The following is a 14,315-nucleotide window of genomic DNA, read 5'->3' as shown; positions in this document are numbered from 1 at the left end:
GGCGGACACGGCTTAACCCAGCGACACGTCGCGTGCCGTAAGCCACGGCACGGGATCCACCGACGAGCCCATCTCGGGCGTGACCCGGACCTCGAAGTGCAGATGAGGGCCGGTGGAGTTGCCGGTGGTGCCCGACTGGCCGATCCACTGCCCGGGGGTGACGCGCTCCCCCTGGTCGACGGCGACGGAGGCCAGGTGGGCGTACTGGGTGTAGTAGCCGCCCGCGTGCTGGAGCACGATCTCGATGCCGAAGGCGCCGCCGCACGACACCCGCACCACCCGGCCCGCGCCGACCGCCCGCACCGGCGTGCCGATCGGCACCGCGAAGTCCTGCCCGGTGTGCCGGCTCGCCCATCGCGCGCCGCCGCTGCCGTAGGAGGCGGACAGCTCGTACGTCTCCACCGGCGCCACCCACGCGCCGTTGAACTGCACCTTCGGCTGCTCGAGCCGGACGGCACCCCGGCACGTGCCGGCCGCGACCGAGGCGTCCGCCTGTCCCTGCAACCGCTGCCGCGCACTCTCCAGCTTCGCCTCGATGTCCTTCTTCAGGGCAGCCAGCTTGGTGTTCCGCTGATCCAGCGCCTGCCAGGCCGCCGCGGCCTTCGCCTCGTCCGCGACGAGCCGGGTCTCGGCGCGGCGGCTCTTGGCGATCGCGTTGTCGACGGCGAGATCCGCCCGCGAGAAGGCGTGCTGACCGCGCATCAGCTGGTCCGGGCTGTCCGCGAGGATGATCTGCGCGGCGACCGGCAGGCCCCCGCCGGAGCGGTACTGGGCGCGGGCGAGCCGGCCCAGGTCCTCGCGCAGCACGGCGAGGTGCTGCCGCTGACGGTCCAGCAGCGCCTCGGCCCGCTGCGCCCTGGCCCGCTGCTCGTCGGCCTCCCGCCGCCCCGCCTCGTACTGCCGCGTCGCCACGGCCGCCTCTTCGTACAGCCGCGCCACCTCGGCGCTGACACCGGGGCCGGCGGCGTGCGCGCCGTCCCCGGACTTCCCGTCCGCTGCCGTGGGCCGCGCCACGAGCACTGCCAGCGCGCACAGCGCGACCGGAACGAGCAGCGGGTGGCGGCGAGGTGAGCGCATGTCAGCGATCGTGTCCCAGCGGGACCTGCCCGGTCCTGTTATGGTCGTACGCTTGGGGGACCGGCCGCCACGGATGGCTCAGCGGGAGCGCCGGTCGGGCGTGCGGCCGAGGGCGGTTGACGCCACCAGTTCATATCTGACGGTCCCGCTGACTTGCCCTGTTTCGACGGGAAAGTCGGCCTGCCCGCGCGTCGAATCTGGACTACCCCGCCGCCACCAGCAGTTCCGTCTCCGCCTCCCGCTCCGCCATCGACCGCAGCGGCCCGTCCACGGCGGCCAGCTCCGCGTACGGCCCCCGCTGCACCTCGCGGCCCTCGCCCAGGACGACGACCTCGTCCACGGCATCGAGCCCCACCAGCCGGTGGGTGATGAGCAGCGTCGTACGGCCCTCGGTGGCGGCCAGCAGGTCGGCGGTGAGGGCGTCGGCGGTCGGCAGGTCGAGGTGTTCGGCGGGCTCGTCGAGCACGAGGACGGGGAAGTCCGCGAGCAGCGCGCGGGCCAGCGCCAGCCGCTGCCGCTGCCCGCCGGACAACCGCGCCCCGTGCTCGCCGACGAGGGTGTCGAGGCCGTCGGGCAGGCTGTCCGCCCAGTCGAGCAGCCGGGCCCGGGCGAGCGCGTCGCGCAGCTCGGCCTCGGTCGCGTCCCGCTTCGCGAGCAGCAGGTTCTCGCGCACGGTGCTGTCGAAGAGGTGCGCGTCCTGGGCGCACAGCCCGACGAGCCGCCGTACGTCGTCGCCGTCCAGGGCACGGGCGTCCACGCCGGCCAGCGTGTAGGAGCCGGTGTCCGTGTCGAGGAAGCGGAGCAGCACCTGCGCGAGCGTCGTCTTGCCGGACCCGGACGGCCCGACCACGGCGATCCGGCGGCCCTGCTCCAGGGTCAGGTCGAACCCGGTGAGCGCGTCCCGGTCCTGTCCGGCGTGGCGGGCCGTGAGGCCCTTCAGGACGACCGGGAACGGTGTGGTGGGCGCCTGCCGGGGCCGCTCCGGTTCCCGTACGGGCTCGGGCGCGTCCAGGACCTCGTGGACGCGTTCGGCGCTGCGGCGCACGCGCTGGCGGAACTGCACGGCGAGCGGCATCCCGAGGACGGCCTCGAAGGCGGCCAGCGGGGTGAGGACGACGACGGCCATGGTCACGCCGTCCAGCCGGCCGGTGGCCACCGCCTGCGCGCCGGCCAGGGCGGCGGCCGCGACGGTCAGGCCGGAGATCAGCGCGGTGAGTCCGTCGCCGAGCGCGGTGGCGGTGGCGGCGCGCGAGGCGATCCGGGTGAGCGTGCCGTCGGCGTCCCGCGCCTGTGCCTTGCGGGCGGGCAGCGCACCGGCGACGGTCAGTTCGGCGGTGCCGGTGAGCAGGTCGGCCACGCGGGTCGCCAGCACCCCGCGGGCGGGGGCCAGCCTTCGCCCGGCGCGGCGGGCCATGGTGCCGGTGACCAGCGGGACACCCGCCCCGGCCGCCAGCAACCCGGCCGCGAGCACCGCACCGGCCTCGGGCAGCAGCCATGCCGTGAAGCCGACCGACGCGGCGGAGACGAGGACGGCGGCACCGGCGGGCAACAGCCAGCGCAGCCAGTAGTCCTGCAGCGCGTCCACGTCGGCGACCAGCCGGGAGAGCAGGTCGCCCCGGCGGGTACGGCGCAGCCCGGCGGGCGCCAGCCGCTCCAGCCGCCGGTACACGGCCACCCGGGTGTCGGCCAGCATCCGCAGGACGGCGTCGTGCGACGCGAGCCGCTCGGCGTACCGGAACACGGCCCGCCCGATCCCGAAAGTCCGGGTCGCCGTGACGGCCACCATCAGATACAGCACGGGCGGCTGCTGCGAGGCCCGCGAGATGAGCCACCCGGAGGTGGCCATGAGCCCCACGGCGCTCCCGAGCGCGAGACTGCCGAGCAGCAGCGCGAGCGCCAGCCGCCCACGCCGGGCAGCCGACATGCCACGAACTCGGGCGAGCACACCCCGCCCGGTGTGACGTGCGGCCTCGGTGTCCCCGGCCCGGCCGGCCCCGGTCGCAGGGCCCTGCGCGGCCCCGCCGTCCCCGATCGCCGCCGAGCCGTCGACGGCCGGCGTCCCGGCAACCGGCCCCCGCGCCTCGGAAACCCCCCGTCGTCCCCCCTCCGCGGAGGGTCCAGGGGAACCGTCAAGCTCCCTGGAAAGGCAGAGGTGGGCGGGGATCCCGTCCTCCACCCGCACCACCCGGTCCGCCAGCGCCAGCAGTGCGGGCCGGTGCACCACCAGCAGTACCGTCCGCCCCGCCGCCAGCCGCCGTACGGCCGCCACGACCTCCGCCTCGGTCGCGCCGTCCAGCGCGGCCGTCGGCTCGTCGAGCAGCAACACGGGCCGGTCCGCGAGGAACGCCCGGGCCAGCGCGAGCCGTTGCCGCTGCCCGGCGGACAGCCCGGCCCCGTCCTCGCCGAGCACGGTGCCCATGCCCTCGGGCAGCGCGTCCACGAACTCCAGCGCTCCCGCGTCCCGCAGCGCTTGCCGTACGGCGACGTCGTCCGCGTCGGGGCGCGCCAGCCGTACGTTCTCGGCGATGGTCCCGGCGTACAGGTGCGGCCGTTGCGGCACCCAGGCGATCCGGGACCGCCACTGCTCCAGGTCGACGCCGGCGAGATCGGCTCCCCCGATCCGCACCCGCCCCTCCACCGGCCGTACGAATCCCAGCAGGACGTGCAGCAGCGTCGACTTGCCCGCCCCGCTCGGCCCGACGAGCGCAACCGTCTCCCCGGGCTCGACGGTGAAGGAGACGTCCGACACGGCGTCCGCCGACCGGCCCGGGTAGCGGACCGTCACGCCGTCGAAGAACAGGGCGCCCGCGGGCACCGCTCCGGTGCCCGGTGCCGGTACGGGCGTCTCCAGGACAGCGAAGATCTCCTCGGCCGCCGCGAGCCCCTCGGCAGCCGCGTGGTACTGCGCCCCGACCTGGCGCAGCGGCAGATACGCCTCGGGCGCGAGGATGAGGATGACCAGGCCGATGTACAGGTCCATCTCGCCGTGCACGAGCCGCATGCCGATCGTCACGGCGACCAGTGCCACCGAGATCGTGGCGAGCAGCTCCAGCGCGAAGGACGAGAGGAAGGCGATCCGCAGCGTCCGCATGGTCGCCTGCCGGTACTCGCCGGTGATCCGCCGGATCGACTCGGCCTGGGCCTTGGCCCGCCCGAACACCTTCAGTGTGGGCAGCCCGGCGACGACATCGAGGAAGTGCCCGGACAGCCGGGACAGCAGCCGCCACTGACGGTCCATCCGGGACTGCGTGGCCCAGCCGATCAGCACCATGAAGAGGGGGATGAGCGGCAGCGTGCCGACGATGATGGCCGCCGACACCCAGTCCTCGGTCACGATCCGCGCCAGCACCGCCACCGGTACGACCACCGCGAGTCCCAACTGCGGCAGATAGCGTGAGAAGTAGTCGTCGAGGGCGTCGACTCCCCGCGTGGCCAGCGCGACCAGCGATCCGGTCCGCTGCCCGCTCAGCCACCCGGGACCGAGCGCCGTCGCCCGCTCCAGCAGTCGCCCGCGCAGCTCCGACTTAGCCGCGGCACTCGCGCGATGGGCCGCCAGCTCGGTGAGCCAGGCGACCAGGGCCCGGCCGCACGCCACGGCTGCCAACAGCAGCAGGGGAGTACGAAGGTCAGCCGGCGAGAGCCCGTGCTGGAAGGCACCGACCACCACGTCGGCGATGAGCATGGCCTGAGCGATGACCAGCAGCGCTCCTACGGCGCCCAGCCCGACGACCGCCATCAGGAAGAGGCGGGTGGCGCGGGCGTACCGGAGCAGACGCGGATCGATTGGTTTCACGTGAAACACACCCTCAGTGCACGGTTTCGGCGATGTGCTGCGTACCGATCCGCTTACGGAACACCCAGTACGTCCAGCCCTGGTAGAGCAGGACCACCGGCGTCGCGATCGCCGCGAGCCAGGTCATGATCTTCAGGGTGTACGGGCTGGATGAGGCGTTGGTGACCGTCAGGCTCCAGTCCGGGTTCAGCGTGGACGGCATGACGTTCGGGAAGAGCGCCAGGAAGAGCATCGCCACGGCTGCCACGATGGTGATGCCGGACAGGGCGAACGACCACCCCTCGCGGCCCGCCTGGTTCGCCACGAGCGCCGCGACCAGGGCGGCGACCGCCACGACCAGCGCGGCCAGACTGCTGCCGTCACCCTTGTCGGCCTGCGTCCACAGCAGGAAGACCAGTGCCAGCGCGGCCGTCACGAGTCCCACGCGCAGCGCCAGCTTCCGTGCCCGCTCCCGGATGTCCCCGACGGTCTTGAGGCCGACGAACACCGTGCCGTGGAAGGTGAACAGCGCCAGCGTGACCAGGCCGCCGAGGAGCGCGTACGGGTTGAGTAGGTCGCCGACGGTGCCGACGTACTCGAACTTGGAGTCGATCTTCACGCCCCGGACGATGTTGCCGAAGGCCACCCCCCACAGGAACGCGGGGATGAGCGAGGTCCAGAAGATGGCGGTCTCCCAGTTGCGCTGCCAGTTCTCCTCGGGCCGCTTGGCCCGGTACTCGAAGGCGACACCCCGGACGATCAGGCAGACCAGGATGACCAGAAACGGCAGGTAGAAGCCGGAGAACATCGTGGCGTACCAGTCGGGGAAGGCGGCGAAGGTCGCGCCGCCGGCCGAGAGCAGCCACACCTCGTTGCCGTCCCAGACGGGGCCGATGGTGTTGATCAGCACCCGCTTCTCGGGCCGGTTGCGTGCGAGCAGCTTGGTGAGGACGCCGACCCCGAAGTCGAAGCCCTCCAGGAAGAAGTAGCCGGTCCACAGGACGGCGATCAGGACGAACCAGACGTCGTGCAGTTCCATGACTGGTCAGCTCCCTCGGCCTAGTACGAGAAGGCCATCGGCTTGTCGGCGTCACGGGTGTCGCCGCCGATCTTCGTGGGCGGGTTGAGGTCGGCCTCGGTGAGCTCGGGCGGCCCGGCCTTGACGTACTTGGCGAGCAGCTTGACCTCGACGACGGCGAGGATGGCGTACAGCGTGGTGAAGACGATCATCGAGGTGATGACCTCGCCCTGGGAGACGCTGGGGGAGACCGCGTCCCGGGTCTGGAACAGGCCGTAGACGACCCATGGCTGGCGGCCCGTCTCGGTGAAGATCCAGCCCCAGGAGTTGGCTATCAGCGGGAAGGCCAGGGTCCAGATCGCGATGCGCCAGTACCACCGGGTGAGGGTCGGGCCGAGCGGCTTCTTCCGGAACAGGACCAGATGCGGCACCTCGTCGTCGCCGATCCTGAGGTGCTGCGGCAGCATGAACTTCTTGCGGGTCAGCCAGAGTCCGGCCAGCCCGATGGCGAAGGACGTCATGCCGAAGCCGATCATCCAGCGGAAGCCCCAGTAGGCGACCGGGATGTTGGGCCGGTAGTCGCCGGGGCCGAACTTCTGCTGCTCGGCCTTGTTGACGTCGTTGATGCCGGGGACGTGCGAGGTGAAGTCGTCCTTGGCCAGGAAGGACAGCAGGCCCGGGATCTCGATGGCGACCTTGTTGTGGCCCTTGTCGACGTCGCCGTAGGCGAACACCGAGAAGGGCGCCGGCGCCTCGCCGTCCCACAGGGCCTCGGCCGCGGCCATCTTCATCGGCTGCTGCTCGAACATGATCTTGCCGAGGACGTCGCCGCTGACCGCGGTGAGCAGGCCGCCGACGGCGACGGTGACCAGGCCGAGCCGCAACGAGGTCTTCATCTCCCGGATGTGCTTCTTGCGGACCAGGTGGAAGGCGGAGACGCCGACCATGAAGGCGCCGCCGGTGAGGAAGGCCGCGGAGAGTGTGTGGAAGGCCTGGCCTAGCGCGGTGTTCTGGGTCAGGACCAGCCAGAAGTCGGTGAGTTCGGCCCGGCCCCGCGCACCGTTGATCCGGTAGCCGACCGGGTGCTGCATCCACGAGTTGGCGGCGAGGATGAAGTACGCCGACAGAATCGTGCCGATCGAGACCATCCAGATGCAGGCCAGGTGGATCTTCTTGGGCAGCTTGTCCCAGCCGAAGATCCACAGGCCTATGAAGGTGGACTCGAAGAAGAAGGCGATCAGGGCCTCGAAGGCGAGCGGCGCACCGAAGATGTCACCGACGAACCGCGAGTAGTCGGACCAGTTCATGCCGAACTGGAACTCCTGCACGATGCCGGTGACCACACCCATCGCGATGTTGATCAGGAAGAGCTTGCCCCAGAACTTCGTCGCCCTGAGGTACTTCTCCTTCTCCGTGCGCACCCAGGCGGTCTGCAGTCCGGCCGTGAGAGCGGCCAGGGAGATCGTCAGGGGGACGAACAGGAAGTGGTAGACGGTGGTGATGCCGAACTGCCATCGCGCCAGGGTCTCCGGCGCCAAAGCCAGGTCCACGTCGCCGCTCCTCGCTTGTGAAAGCGTTCACATTCACAAGCCATTATGACCCACCACCTCTCGAGGCCCTGAAGGGGGTCCCCCTCCCCCGTCAACCCCTTGGCGAGAACTTCAACATCTTGTTGAATCCACTGCGCACGCAGGCCGGCAGACCGGCTACAGCTCCTTGCGGAACCCCTCCGTCACCTTCAGGAAGATGTCGTTCGCCTCGGTCTCCCCGACCGTCACCCGCACACCCTCGCCCGGGAACGGCCGGACGACCACGCCCGCCTTCTCACAGACCTGCGCGAACGCGACCGTCCGCTCCCCCAGCCGCAGCCAGACGAAGTTGGACTGGGTCTCAGGCACCGTCCAGCCCTGGTCCCGCAGCGCGTCGACCACGCGGTTGCGCTCGCACACCAGCGAGCCGACCCGGCCCAGCAGCTCGTCCTCGGCACGCAGCGAGGCGATCGCCGCGTCCTGCGCGAGCTGGCTCACCCCGAACGGCACCGCCGTCTTGCGCAGCGCCGCCGCCACCGGCTCGTGGGCCACCGCGAAGCCGACCCGCAGCCCTGCCAGGCCGTACGCCTTGGAGAACGTCCGCAGGACGCAGACATTGGGCCGGTCGCGGTAGAGCTGAATGCCGTCGGGCATCCCACCACCTTCACCGGCGGCGGCGCGGATGAACTCGCGGTACGCCTCGTCGAGCACCACCAGGATGTCGCCGGGCACCCGGTCGAGGAAGCGCTCCAGCTCGGCCCGCCGTACCACCGTGCCGGTCGGGTTGTTGGGGTTGCAGACGAAGATCAGCCGCGTCCGGTCGGTGATCGCGCCGGCCATCGCGTCCAGGTCGTGCACCTCACCGGGCGTCAGCGGCACCTGGACGGACCTCGCGCCGCTGATCTGCGTGATGATCGGGTACGCCTCGAAGGACCGCCAGGCGTAGATCACCTCGTCGCCCGGTCCGGAGGTCGCCTGGAGCAGCTGCTGGGCGACGCCGACCGAGCCGGTGCCGGTGGCCAGGTGGGAGAGGGGGACGGCGAAGCGCTCGGACAGCTCGTTCATCAGGGCCGTACAGGCCATGTCCGGGTAGCGGTTGAACGAGGAGACCGCGGCCGTCACGGTCTCCATCACGCCCGGCAGCGGCGGATAGGGGTTCTCGTTGGAGGACAGCTTGTACGCGACGGGACCGCCGGCCACGGCAGGCTTGCCTGGCTTGTAGGTGGGAATCCCCTCCAGCTCGGCGCGCAGCTTGGGGCTCGTCTCGCTCACCGCGGTCCTCCTCTGTGATCACCACCGGTATCGAATGCTTCTCACCTTATGAGGATTCGGCGCCGGGGCGTATAGGTGAGAACGAGCGAGGACCAGTGCGGACAAACCCCTTGCGTCTCATCCGCATCACACGCAACAGCGCACGAAGGCGTGCGAATCGAGGGGCGCGCCACACATATATCCACGCGCCGGTGGCTCACGCCGTGGCGCGCATCCCTCATGAAGGTGAGTTGAGACCTCTTCGCAACATCGGCCACCTGGCAGGCCCGTGCGGGCCGACAAGTCACGTCCTGGCATTGGATCGTTCAACCATCTCAGCTTGCAAGGCAGTTGACCCTAAATGACCATGCAGAAACGTGCCTGTCAACGAATGCATATGCGTCCGCACCACCCCACCGCATGAGCCCTACTATCGGCTCGCCATGACAGCAGCAGGGAAGCACCAGGTGAGCCGCGCGGAAACCTCACGTCGAGGCAGCCGGCCGGGCCGGGCGGGCATCAGGGACGTCGCCGCCGCCGCCGGAGTCTCCATCACGACCGTCTCCGACGCCCTCAACGGCAAGGGCCGGCTCCCGGACGCCACCCGCCGCCATGTCCGCGAGGTCGCCGACCGGCTGGGATACCGACCCTCAGCCGCCGCCCGCACGCTCCGCACCGGCAAGTCGGGACTCATCGGCCTGACCGTGACGACGTACGGGGATGAACCTTTCACCTTCACCGAGTTCGCGTACTTCGCCGAGATGGCGCGCGCCGCCACCTCGGCCGCGCTCGCCCGCGGCTACGCCCTCGTCATCCTGCCCGCGACCTCCCGCCACGACGTGTGGTCCAACGTCGCCCTGGACGGCACGGTCGTCATCGACCCGTCGGATCACGATCCCGTGGTCAGCGAGCTGGTCCGGCAGGGTTTACCGGTCGTCTCCGACGGCCGCCCGGCCGGCTCGCTGCCGGTCACCGCGTGGGTCGACAACGACCACGAGGCCGCCGTCCTCGGCATCCTGGACCACCTCGCCGACGCCGGCGCCCGCCGGATCGGCCTGCTGACCGGGACGACGACGGACACGTACACCCACCTGTCGACCACCGCGTACCTGCGCTGGTGCGAACGCGTCGGCCAGGACCCGGTGTACGAGGCCTACCCGGCGCACGACCCGTGCGCCGGCGCCGTCGCCGCCGACCGGCTGCTCGCCCGCCCCGACCGGCCCGACGCCGTCTACGGCCTGTTCGACCCGAACGGCACCGACCTGCTGGCCGCTGCCCGCCGCTACGGGCTGCGCGTCCCGGAAGACCTGCTGCTGGTCTGCTGCAGCGAGTCCACGGTGTACGCCAACACCGAGCCGCCCATCACGACGCTGTCGCTGAAGCCGCGCCGGATCGGTACGGCAGTCGTACAGCTCCTGATCGACGCCATCGAGGGCGTCCACTCGGACCAGCCGGTCGAACAGGTGATACCGACCGAACTGATCGTGCGCACCTCGTCCCAGCGACGTCCGCCGCGCACAACGGTCAGCCCGCCGCGGTCGCCCGAGGAGGGATAGCGCCGCAGTGGACGGGCGGCCGCCTCGGGGAAACGGGGCGGCCGCCCTTGGTGCGCCGGCCGCCGGCCCAGGCGCTGCCGTACGAGAAGAGGGCCGGCAACGCCGTACGGCGAGAAGGACCGACCGGACGCCCGAGCAGGCAGAGCCCACCGGGGGACAGGCGCGCGCCGGTCGCGAAAGGGGCGCCGAGGCGGTCGTACGGTGGGCGAAGCCCGGCGTAATCGGGGCGAAAGCCGCGGTGAACTGGACTCTTGCGCCGATTCACCACCCCTGGGTCATCACATGGCGCGATCCGCATTCCTATGATGGGCCCACGACACCGCGGGCCGCTGCGACCAGGCAGTCCGATGCGGTGCAGATGCGGCGCGATGGTGGAGGGGTCGATGACTCAGGGGGCCGGTCAGGGACCCGAAGTGGAGCAGACGGCGACGTTGCGCGACTTCCGGGTGCCTGCGTACGTCCACGAGGCCGGTCCGTATGCCCCCAGCACCCACCCGGGCGAGTTCTCCGGGGCCGTGGACGAGCCGGTGGAGTACCCGGACGAGTACACGCCTACCGAGCGCGACCTGCCCGTGATCAACCGGGGCGACACGCTCCAGGTCTCCGTCGACCCGGAGTCCGTGCCGGACCCGCAGCCCGCCACCGGCCAGGGCCCCCTGTACGTCGTGGGCGATGTCCACGGCTACCTCGACGAACTGGTCGCCGCCCTCCAGGACAAGGGCCTCATCGACGCGGCGGGGAACTGGTGCGCGGGCACCACCCGGCTGTGGTTCCTCGGCGACTTCACCGACCGCGGACCGGACGGCATCGGCGTCATCGACCTGGTGATGCGGCTGTCCGCCGAGGCCGCCGCGGCGGGCGGCTACTGCAAGGCCCTGATGGGCAACCACGAACTGCTGTTGCTCGGCGCCAAGCGGTTCGGCGACACGCCCGTCAACTCCGGTGCGGGCACCGCCACGTTCCGGGCGGCCTGGCTGCTGAACGGCGGTCAGAAGACCGACATGGACCGGCTCCAGGACCACCACCTGCAGTGGATGGCCCGCCTGGACGCCGTCGAGGAGGTCGACGGCCACCTGCTCGTCCACTCCGACACCACCGCCTACCTCGACTACGGCCAGTCCATCGAGGAGGTCAACGACACCGTCCGCGAGACGCTCACGCGCAACGACGCGGACGAGGTGTGGGACCTGTTCCGCAAGTTCACCAAGCGGTTCTCCTTCCGCGACGAGGGCGGCGCCGGCCACGTGCGTTCCCTGCTCGATACGTACGGCGGCACCCGTATCGTTCACGGCCACAGCCCGATTCCGTATCTGATGGGCGAGGTCGGCTCCGAGGACGACGAGGACGAGACCGGTCCCCAGGTCGAGGGACCGCACGTGTACGCCGACGGGCTCGCCATCGCGATGGACGGCGGCGTGACCATGGCCGGAAAACTGCTGGTCCAGCAACTTCCCCTGGATATCTGACCCTTCCGGGGGCAGGCGTGCACCCATGGCGGACCGGCCCACGGGCGCGCAGGCCAGGGCCCAATTTCGGTAAACCCCCTGTCACCGCGTGCCGTCACGGCTCTACCATCGGCTTATCCGTAGCAGGCTCCCCTCCGTTTCTGCCCGACGGCTCGTTGGCATGCGAGCCCCAAGCCCTACGGAGCATCGGGGGATGCACATGAACAGCGTTCCGCAGCACCTGCTGAACGAGGACCGCCAGGAATACGAGCGGCTCCTCGATGAGGCGCTGCGCTCCGCACCACACCGCCCGGAACTGGCCGCTGTCGGACAGCGGCTCAACCCCGAACAGCTGCGCACCATGGCGCTGGGCGCCACCGCACTCATCACGGCGGCCGCGGCAACCGAGTACCAGCACTACGTCAAGGTCCGCGAGGAACTGCGCCAGCCGGCGCCGTCCACCCCGCCGTCCGTTCGCGAGTCCGGCTCCACGGAGTCGGGTGCGGGCGCGGTGGGGCTCGCAACCACCATGGGAGAGGTCGCCGAGACCGCCGGCGCGGGTGCCGTCGCCGTCGTCGCCGTCCTGGCACCCGTCCTGGCCGGAACCGCCGCGGCGATCTTCCTGCTCGTCGGCTACATCCTGAAGATGCTGGACCCCGAGCCGGCGTTCGCCCAGACCATGCTCACCACCGGCTGGGTGTTCGGCGCCATGACCGCGGTCTCGATCCTCGTCGCCGCCGTCGGGCTGCTGATCACGGCCCTGCGCAACAAGCCCTCGGCCGACTCCGGGGCGTACGGCGAGCTGACCGAGGAGGTGGCCAGGGCCAGGGACGCCTGGCGGGAGGCCCTGCTGGAGCGCGGCATCCTGCCGTTCCTGCGGGAGGCGCTCACCGACCCCGGTACGGCCGCCGCACTGCGGGGTACGGCCCCGCCCGCGCCGACCAGCCGACTGCCGCACCTCGGCTACGACCGACCGGGCTTCTCCAGCCCCGACGACGGCAACGCCCGGGGTTCGCGCGCGGGATACACGAGCCCTGACTACAGCAGCCCGGACTTCGGAGGGCCGGACCATCAGCCTGAGTAGCCACCGGTTTGCGCTCCCCGCGGTCCCGCCCGAGGTCCTGCGGGGGAGCGCGAGCCGGACGGCCGGGTTCGTCCGGTACGTCCCGTCGGTGGCCGTCGGCGCGGTGCGCTGAACGGCCCGTTCAGAGGATGCCCGCCTGGCGGGCGGCGGTGATCCAGCTCGGGAACTCGGACAGCAGGCGGTCGTAGAGTTCCTGGTCGGGAACCGTGCTGATGTCGTCAACGGCGAAGAAGCCCACGTTGTCGACGCGGCGGCCGGGCAGCGTGTCGAAGCGCTCCAGCACGCCGTAGTTGGACTGTCCCAGGCCGACAAACTGCCAGAAGATCGGTTCCTCCACCGCTTCCCGGAGCTCCCGCTCGATCTGGGCGTTGCGGTAGACGCCGCCGTCGGAGAAGAACAGCACCAGGGTGGGAGCGGCCGCGGGAGTGTTCCTGACGTACGTCCGGACCTCGGCGATGACCTTCTGTTCCTCGTTCTGGATGCCGACGGTCCGCATGTCGACCTGACTCGGGTCCAGGCCCTTCTTCCTGCTGCGGCGGAACAGGCCCACCTCGCCCACGCGCACGTGCAGCCGCAGCCAGTCGGGCAGCTCACCCAGCCGCAGGTCGGGCAGCCGCGCCGGGTTCGAGGCGAACGTCCAGGCCTGCATCTCACCGTCGTCGTCCAGCTGCGCGGCCACGGCGGCCATGCGCTCCACGACGTCGGACACCACGCCCTTGGAGTACAGGAAGGACATGGAACCGGAGGCGTCGAGGACCAGGATGACGCGAGCGGTGATGCCGGCCGCACCGTGCTTGCGCAGGCTGACCGCCACCTGTTCCTTGCGCAGGGACAGGCGCTTGCGCATGTCCACGGGCAGCCGCTCCTCGCCCTTGGTCATGCGAGGGCCGGGGGATGCGGGGGCGGACGGCGCCGAGGGGGTAGCGGGTGCCGGTGCGGAGGGCCTGGGTGGAGCGGAGGGCGTGGACGTGTACGGAGGTGTGGACGTGGTCTGGGGAGTGGGCGGGGTTTGCGGAGTGAGTGTACTCGGGGGGGCGTCGTCGACGGTGATGCCGAAGTCGGTGGCCAGGCCCGCGAGTCCGGAGGCGTAGCCCTGTCCGACCGCGCGGAACTTCCACTGTCCCTGCCGCTGGTACAGCTCGCCGCCGATCATCGCGGTCTCCGTCCCGGCCGCCATGTCGAAGCGGGCCAGCTCGGTCCCGGACCCGGCGTCGAGGAGCCGCAACGACAGCCCGGGTACCTGGCCGAAGGTCCCGCCGTCGGCCGACGCGCACAGCGCGATCCGCTCGACGGCCGGTTCCAGGGACCGGAGGTCCACCTCGACCGTGTCGGTCGTGACACCGGCGGCGGTGCGCTTGCCGACGTGGTTCACGGCCGCGGACGCGTGTCGCGGCTGGTTGTAGAAGACGAAGTCACCGTCGTCGCGTACGCGTCCGGCCGCCGTGAGCAACAGGGCGGAGGCGTCGATGTCGGGCATACCGGCCCCTGCGGACCACGCCGGGGCCTGTCGATGAATTAGTGGGGCGTGTCGTGCTCGGCGGCCTGGGATGTCGCGTGCATGACGTAGCTGGCGAGGTCGCTGG

9 protein-coding genes are annotated in these 14,315 nt (G+C 71.1%); 3 read left to right on the top strand and 6 right to left on the bottom strand.

Annotated elements, in window-relative coordinates:
- Positions 1-12 precede the first annotated feature (12 nt).
- From H8R17_RS27575 to hisC, 5 genes are all read right to left on the bottom strand, one after another.
- Positions 13-1,077: a M23 family metallopeptidase gene (locus tag H8R17_RS27575; RefSeq protein ID WP_187825922.1), complete on the bottom strand. Its 1,065-nt coding sequence runs from the start codon at positions 1,075-1,077 to the stop codon at positions 13-15.
- A gap of 202 nt (positions 1,078-1,279) precedes the next feature.
- Positions 1,280-4,870, bottom strand: coding sequence for a thiol reductant ABC exporter subunit CydD (gene cydD / locus H8R17_RS27570; RefSeq protein ID WP_187825921.1), 3,591 nt, complete (start codon positions 4,868-4,870; stop codon positions 1,280-1,282).
- A gap of 13 nt (positions 4,871-4,883) precedes the next feature.
- Positions 4,884-5,888: a cytochrome d ubiquinol oxidase subunit II gene (gene cydB / locus H8R17_RS27565; RefSeq protein ID WP_187825920.1), complete on the bottom strand. Its 1,005-nt coding sequence runs from the start codon at positions 5,886-5,888 to the stop codon at positions 4,884-4,886.
- A gap of 20 nt (positions 5,889-5,908) precedes the next feature.
- A complete protein-coding gene (locus H8R17_RS27560) occupies positions 5,909-7,417 on the bottom strand; it encodes a cytochrome ubiquinol oxidase subunit I (protein WP_187825919.1) in 1,509 nt (502 codons plus the stop codon).
- Between the two features lie 156 nt (positions 7,418-7,573).
- A complete protein-coding gene (gene hisC / locus H8R17_RS27555; protein ID WP_187825918.1) occupies positions 7,574-8,668 on the bottom strand; it encodes a histidinol-phosphate transaminase in 1,095 nt (364 codons plus the stop codon).
- A gap of 422 nt (positions 8,669-9,090) precedes the next feature.
- Between hisC and H8R17_RS27550 the strand changes: the two genes are divergently transcribed.
- The 3 genes from H8R17_RS27550 to H8R17_RS27540 all read left to right on the top strand — a co-directional run bounded on the left by H8R17_RS27550 (position 9,091) and on the right by H8R17_RS27540 (position 12,732).
- Positions 9,091-10,203: a LacI family DNA-binding transcriptional regulator gene (locus tag H8R17_RS27550; protein ID WP_187825917.1), complete on the top strand. Its 1,113-nt coding sequence runs from the start codon at positions 9,091-9,093 to the stop codon at positions 10,201-10,203.
- A 368-nt stretch (positions 10,204-10,571) separates the two neighbouring features.
- On the top strand, positions 10,572-11,669 hold the full coding sequence (locus H8R17_RS27545; RefSeq protein ID WP_262505545.1) for a metallophosphoesterase: 1,098 nt from the start codon (positions 10,572-10,574) through the stop codon (positions 11,667-11,669).
- Between the two features lie 193 nt (positions 11,670-11,862).
- On the top strand, positions 11,863-12,732 hold the full coding sequence (locus H8R17_RS27540; protein ID WP_187825915.1) for a hypothetical protein: 870 nt from the start codon (positions 11,863-11,865) through the stop codon (positions 12,730-12,732).
- A 121-nt stretch (positions 12,733-12,853) separates the two neighbouring features.
- On the opposite strand, the gene H8R17_RS27535 is transcribed toward H8R17_RS27540, so the two are convergent.
- On the bottom strand, positions 12,854-14,209 hold the full coding sequence (locus tag H8R17_RS27535; RefSeq protein ID WP_187825914.1) for a VWA domain-containing protein: 1,356 nt from the start codon (positions 14,207-14,209) through the stop codon (positions 12,854-12,856).
- Positions 14,210-14,315 lie beyond the last annotated feature (106 nt).

The organism is Streptomyces sp. TRM68367 (genome assembly GCF_014495685.1).
In the GTDB taxonomy this organism is placed as follows: domain Bacteria; phylum Actinomycetota; class Actinomycetes; order Streptomycetales; family Streptomycetaceae; genus Streptomyces.
This window is presented reverse-complemented; position numbering and strand designations above follow the sequence as displayed.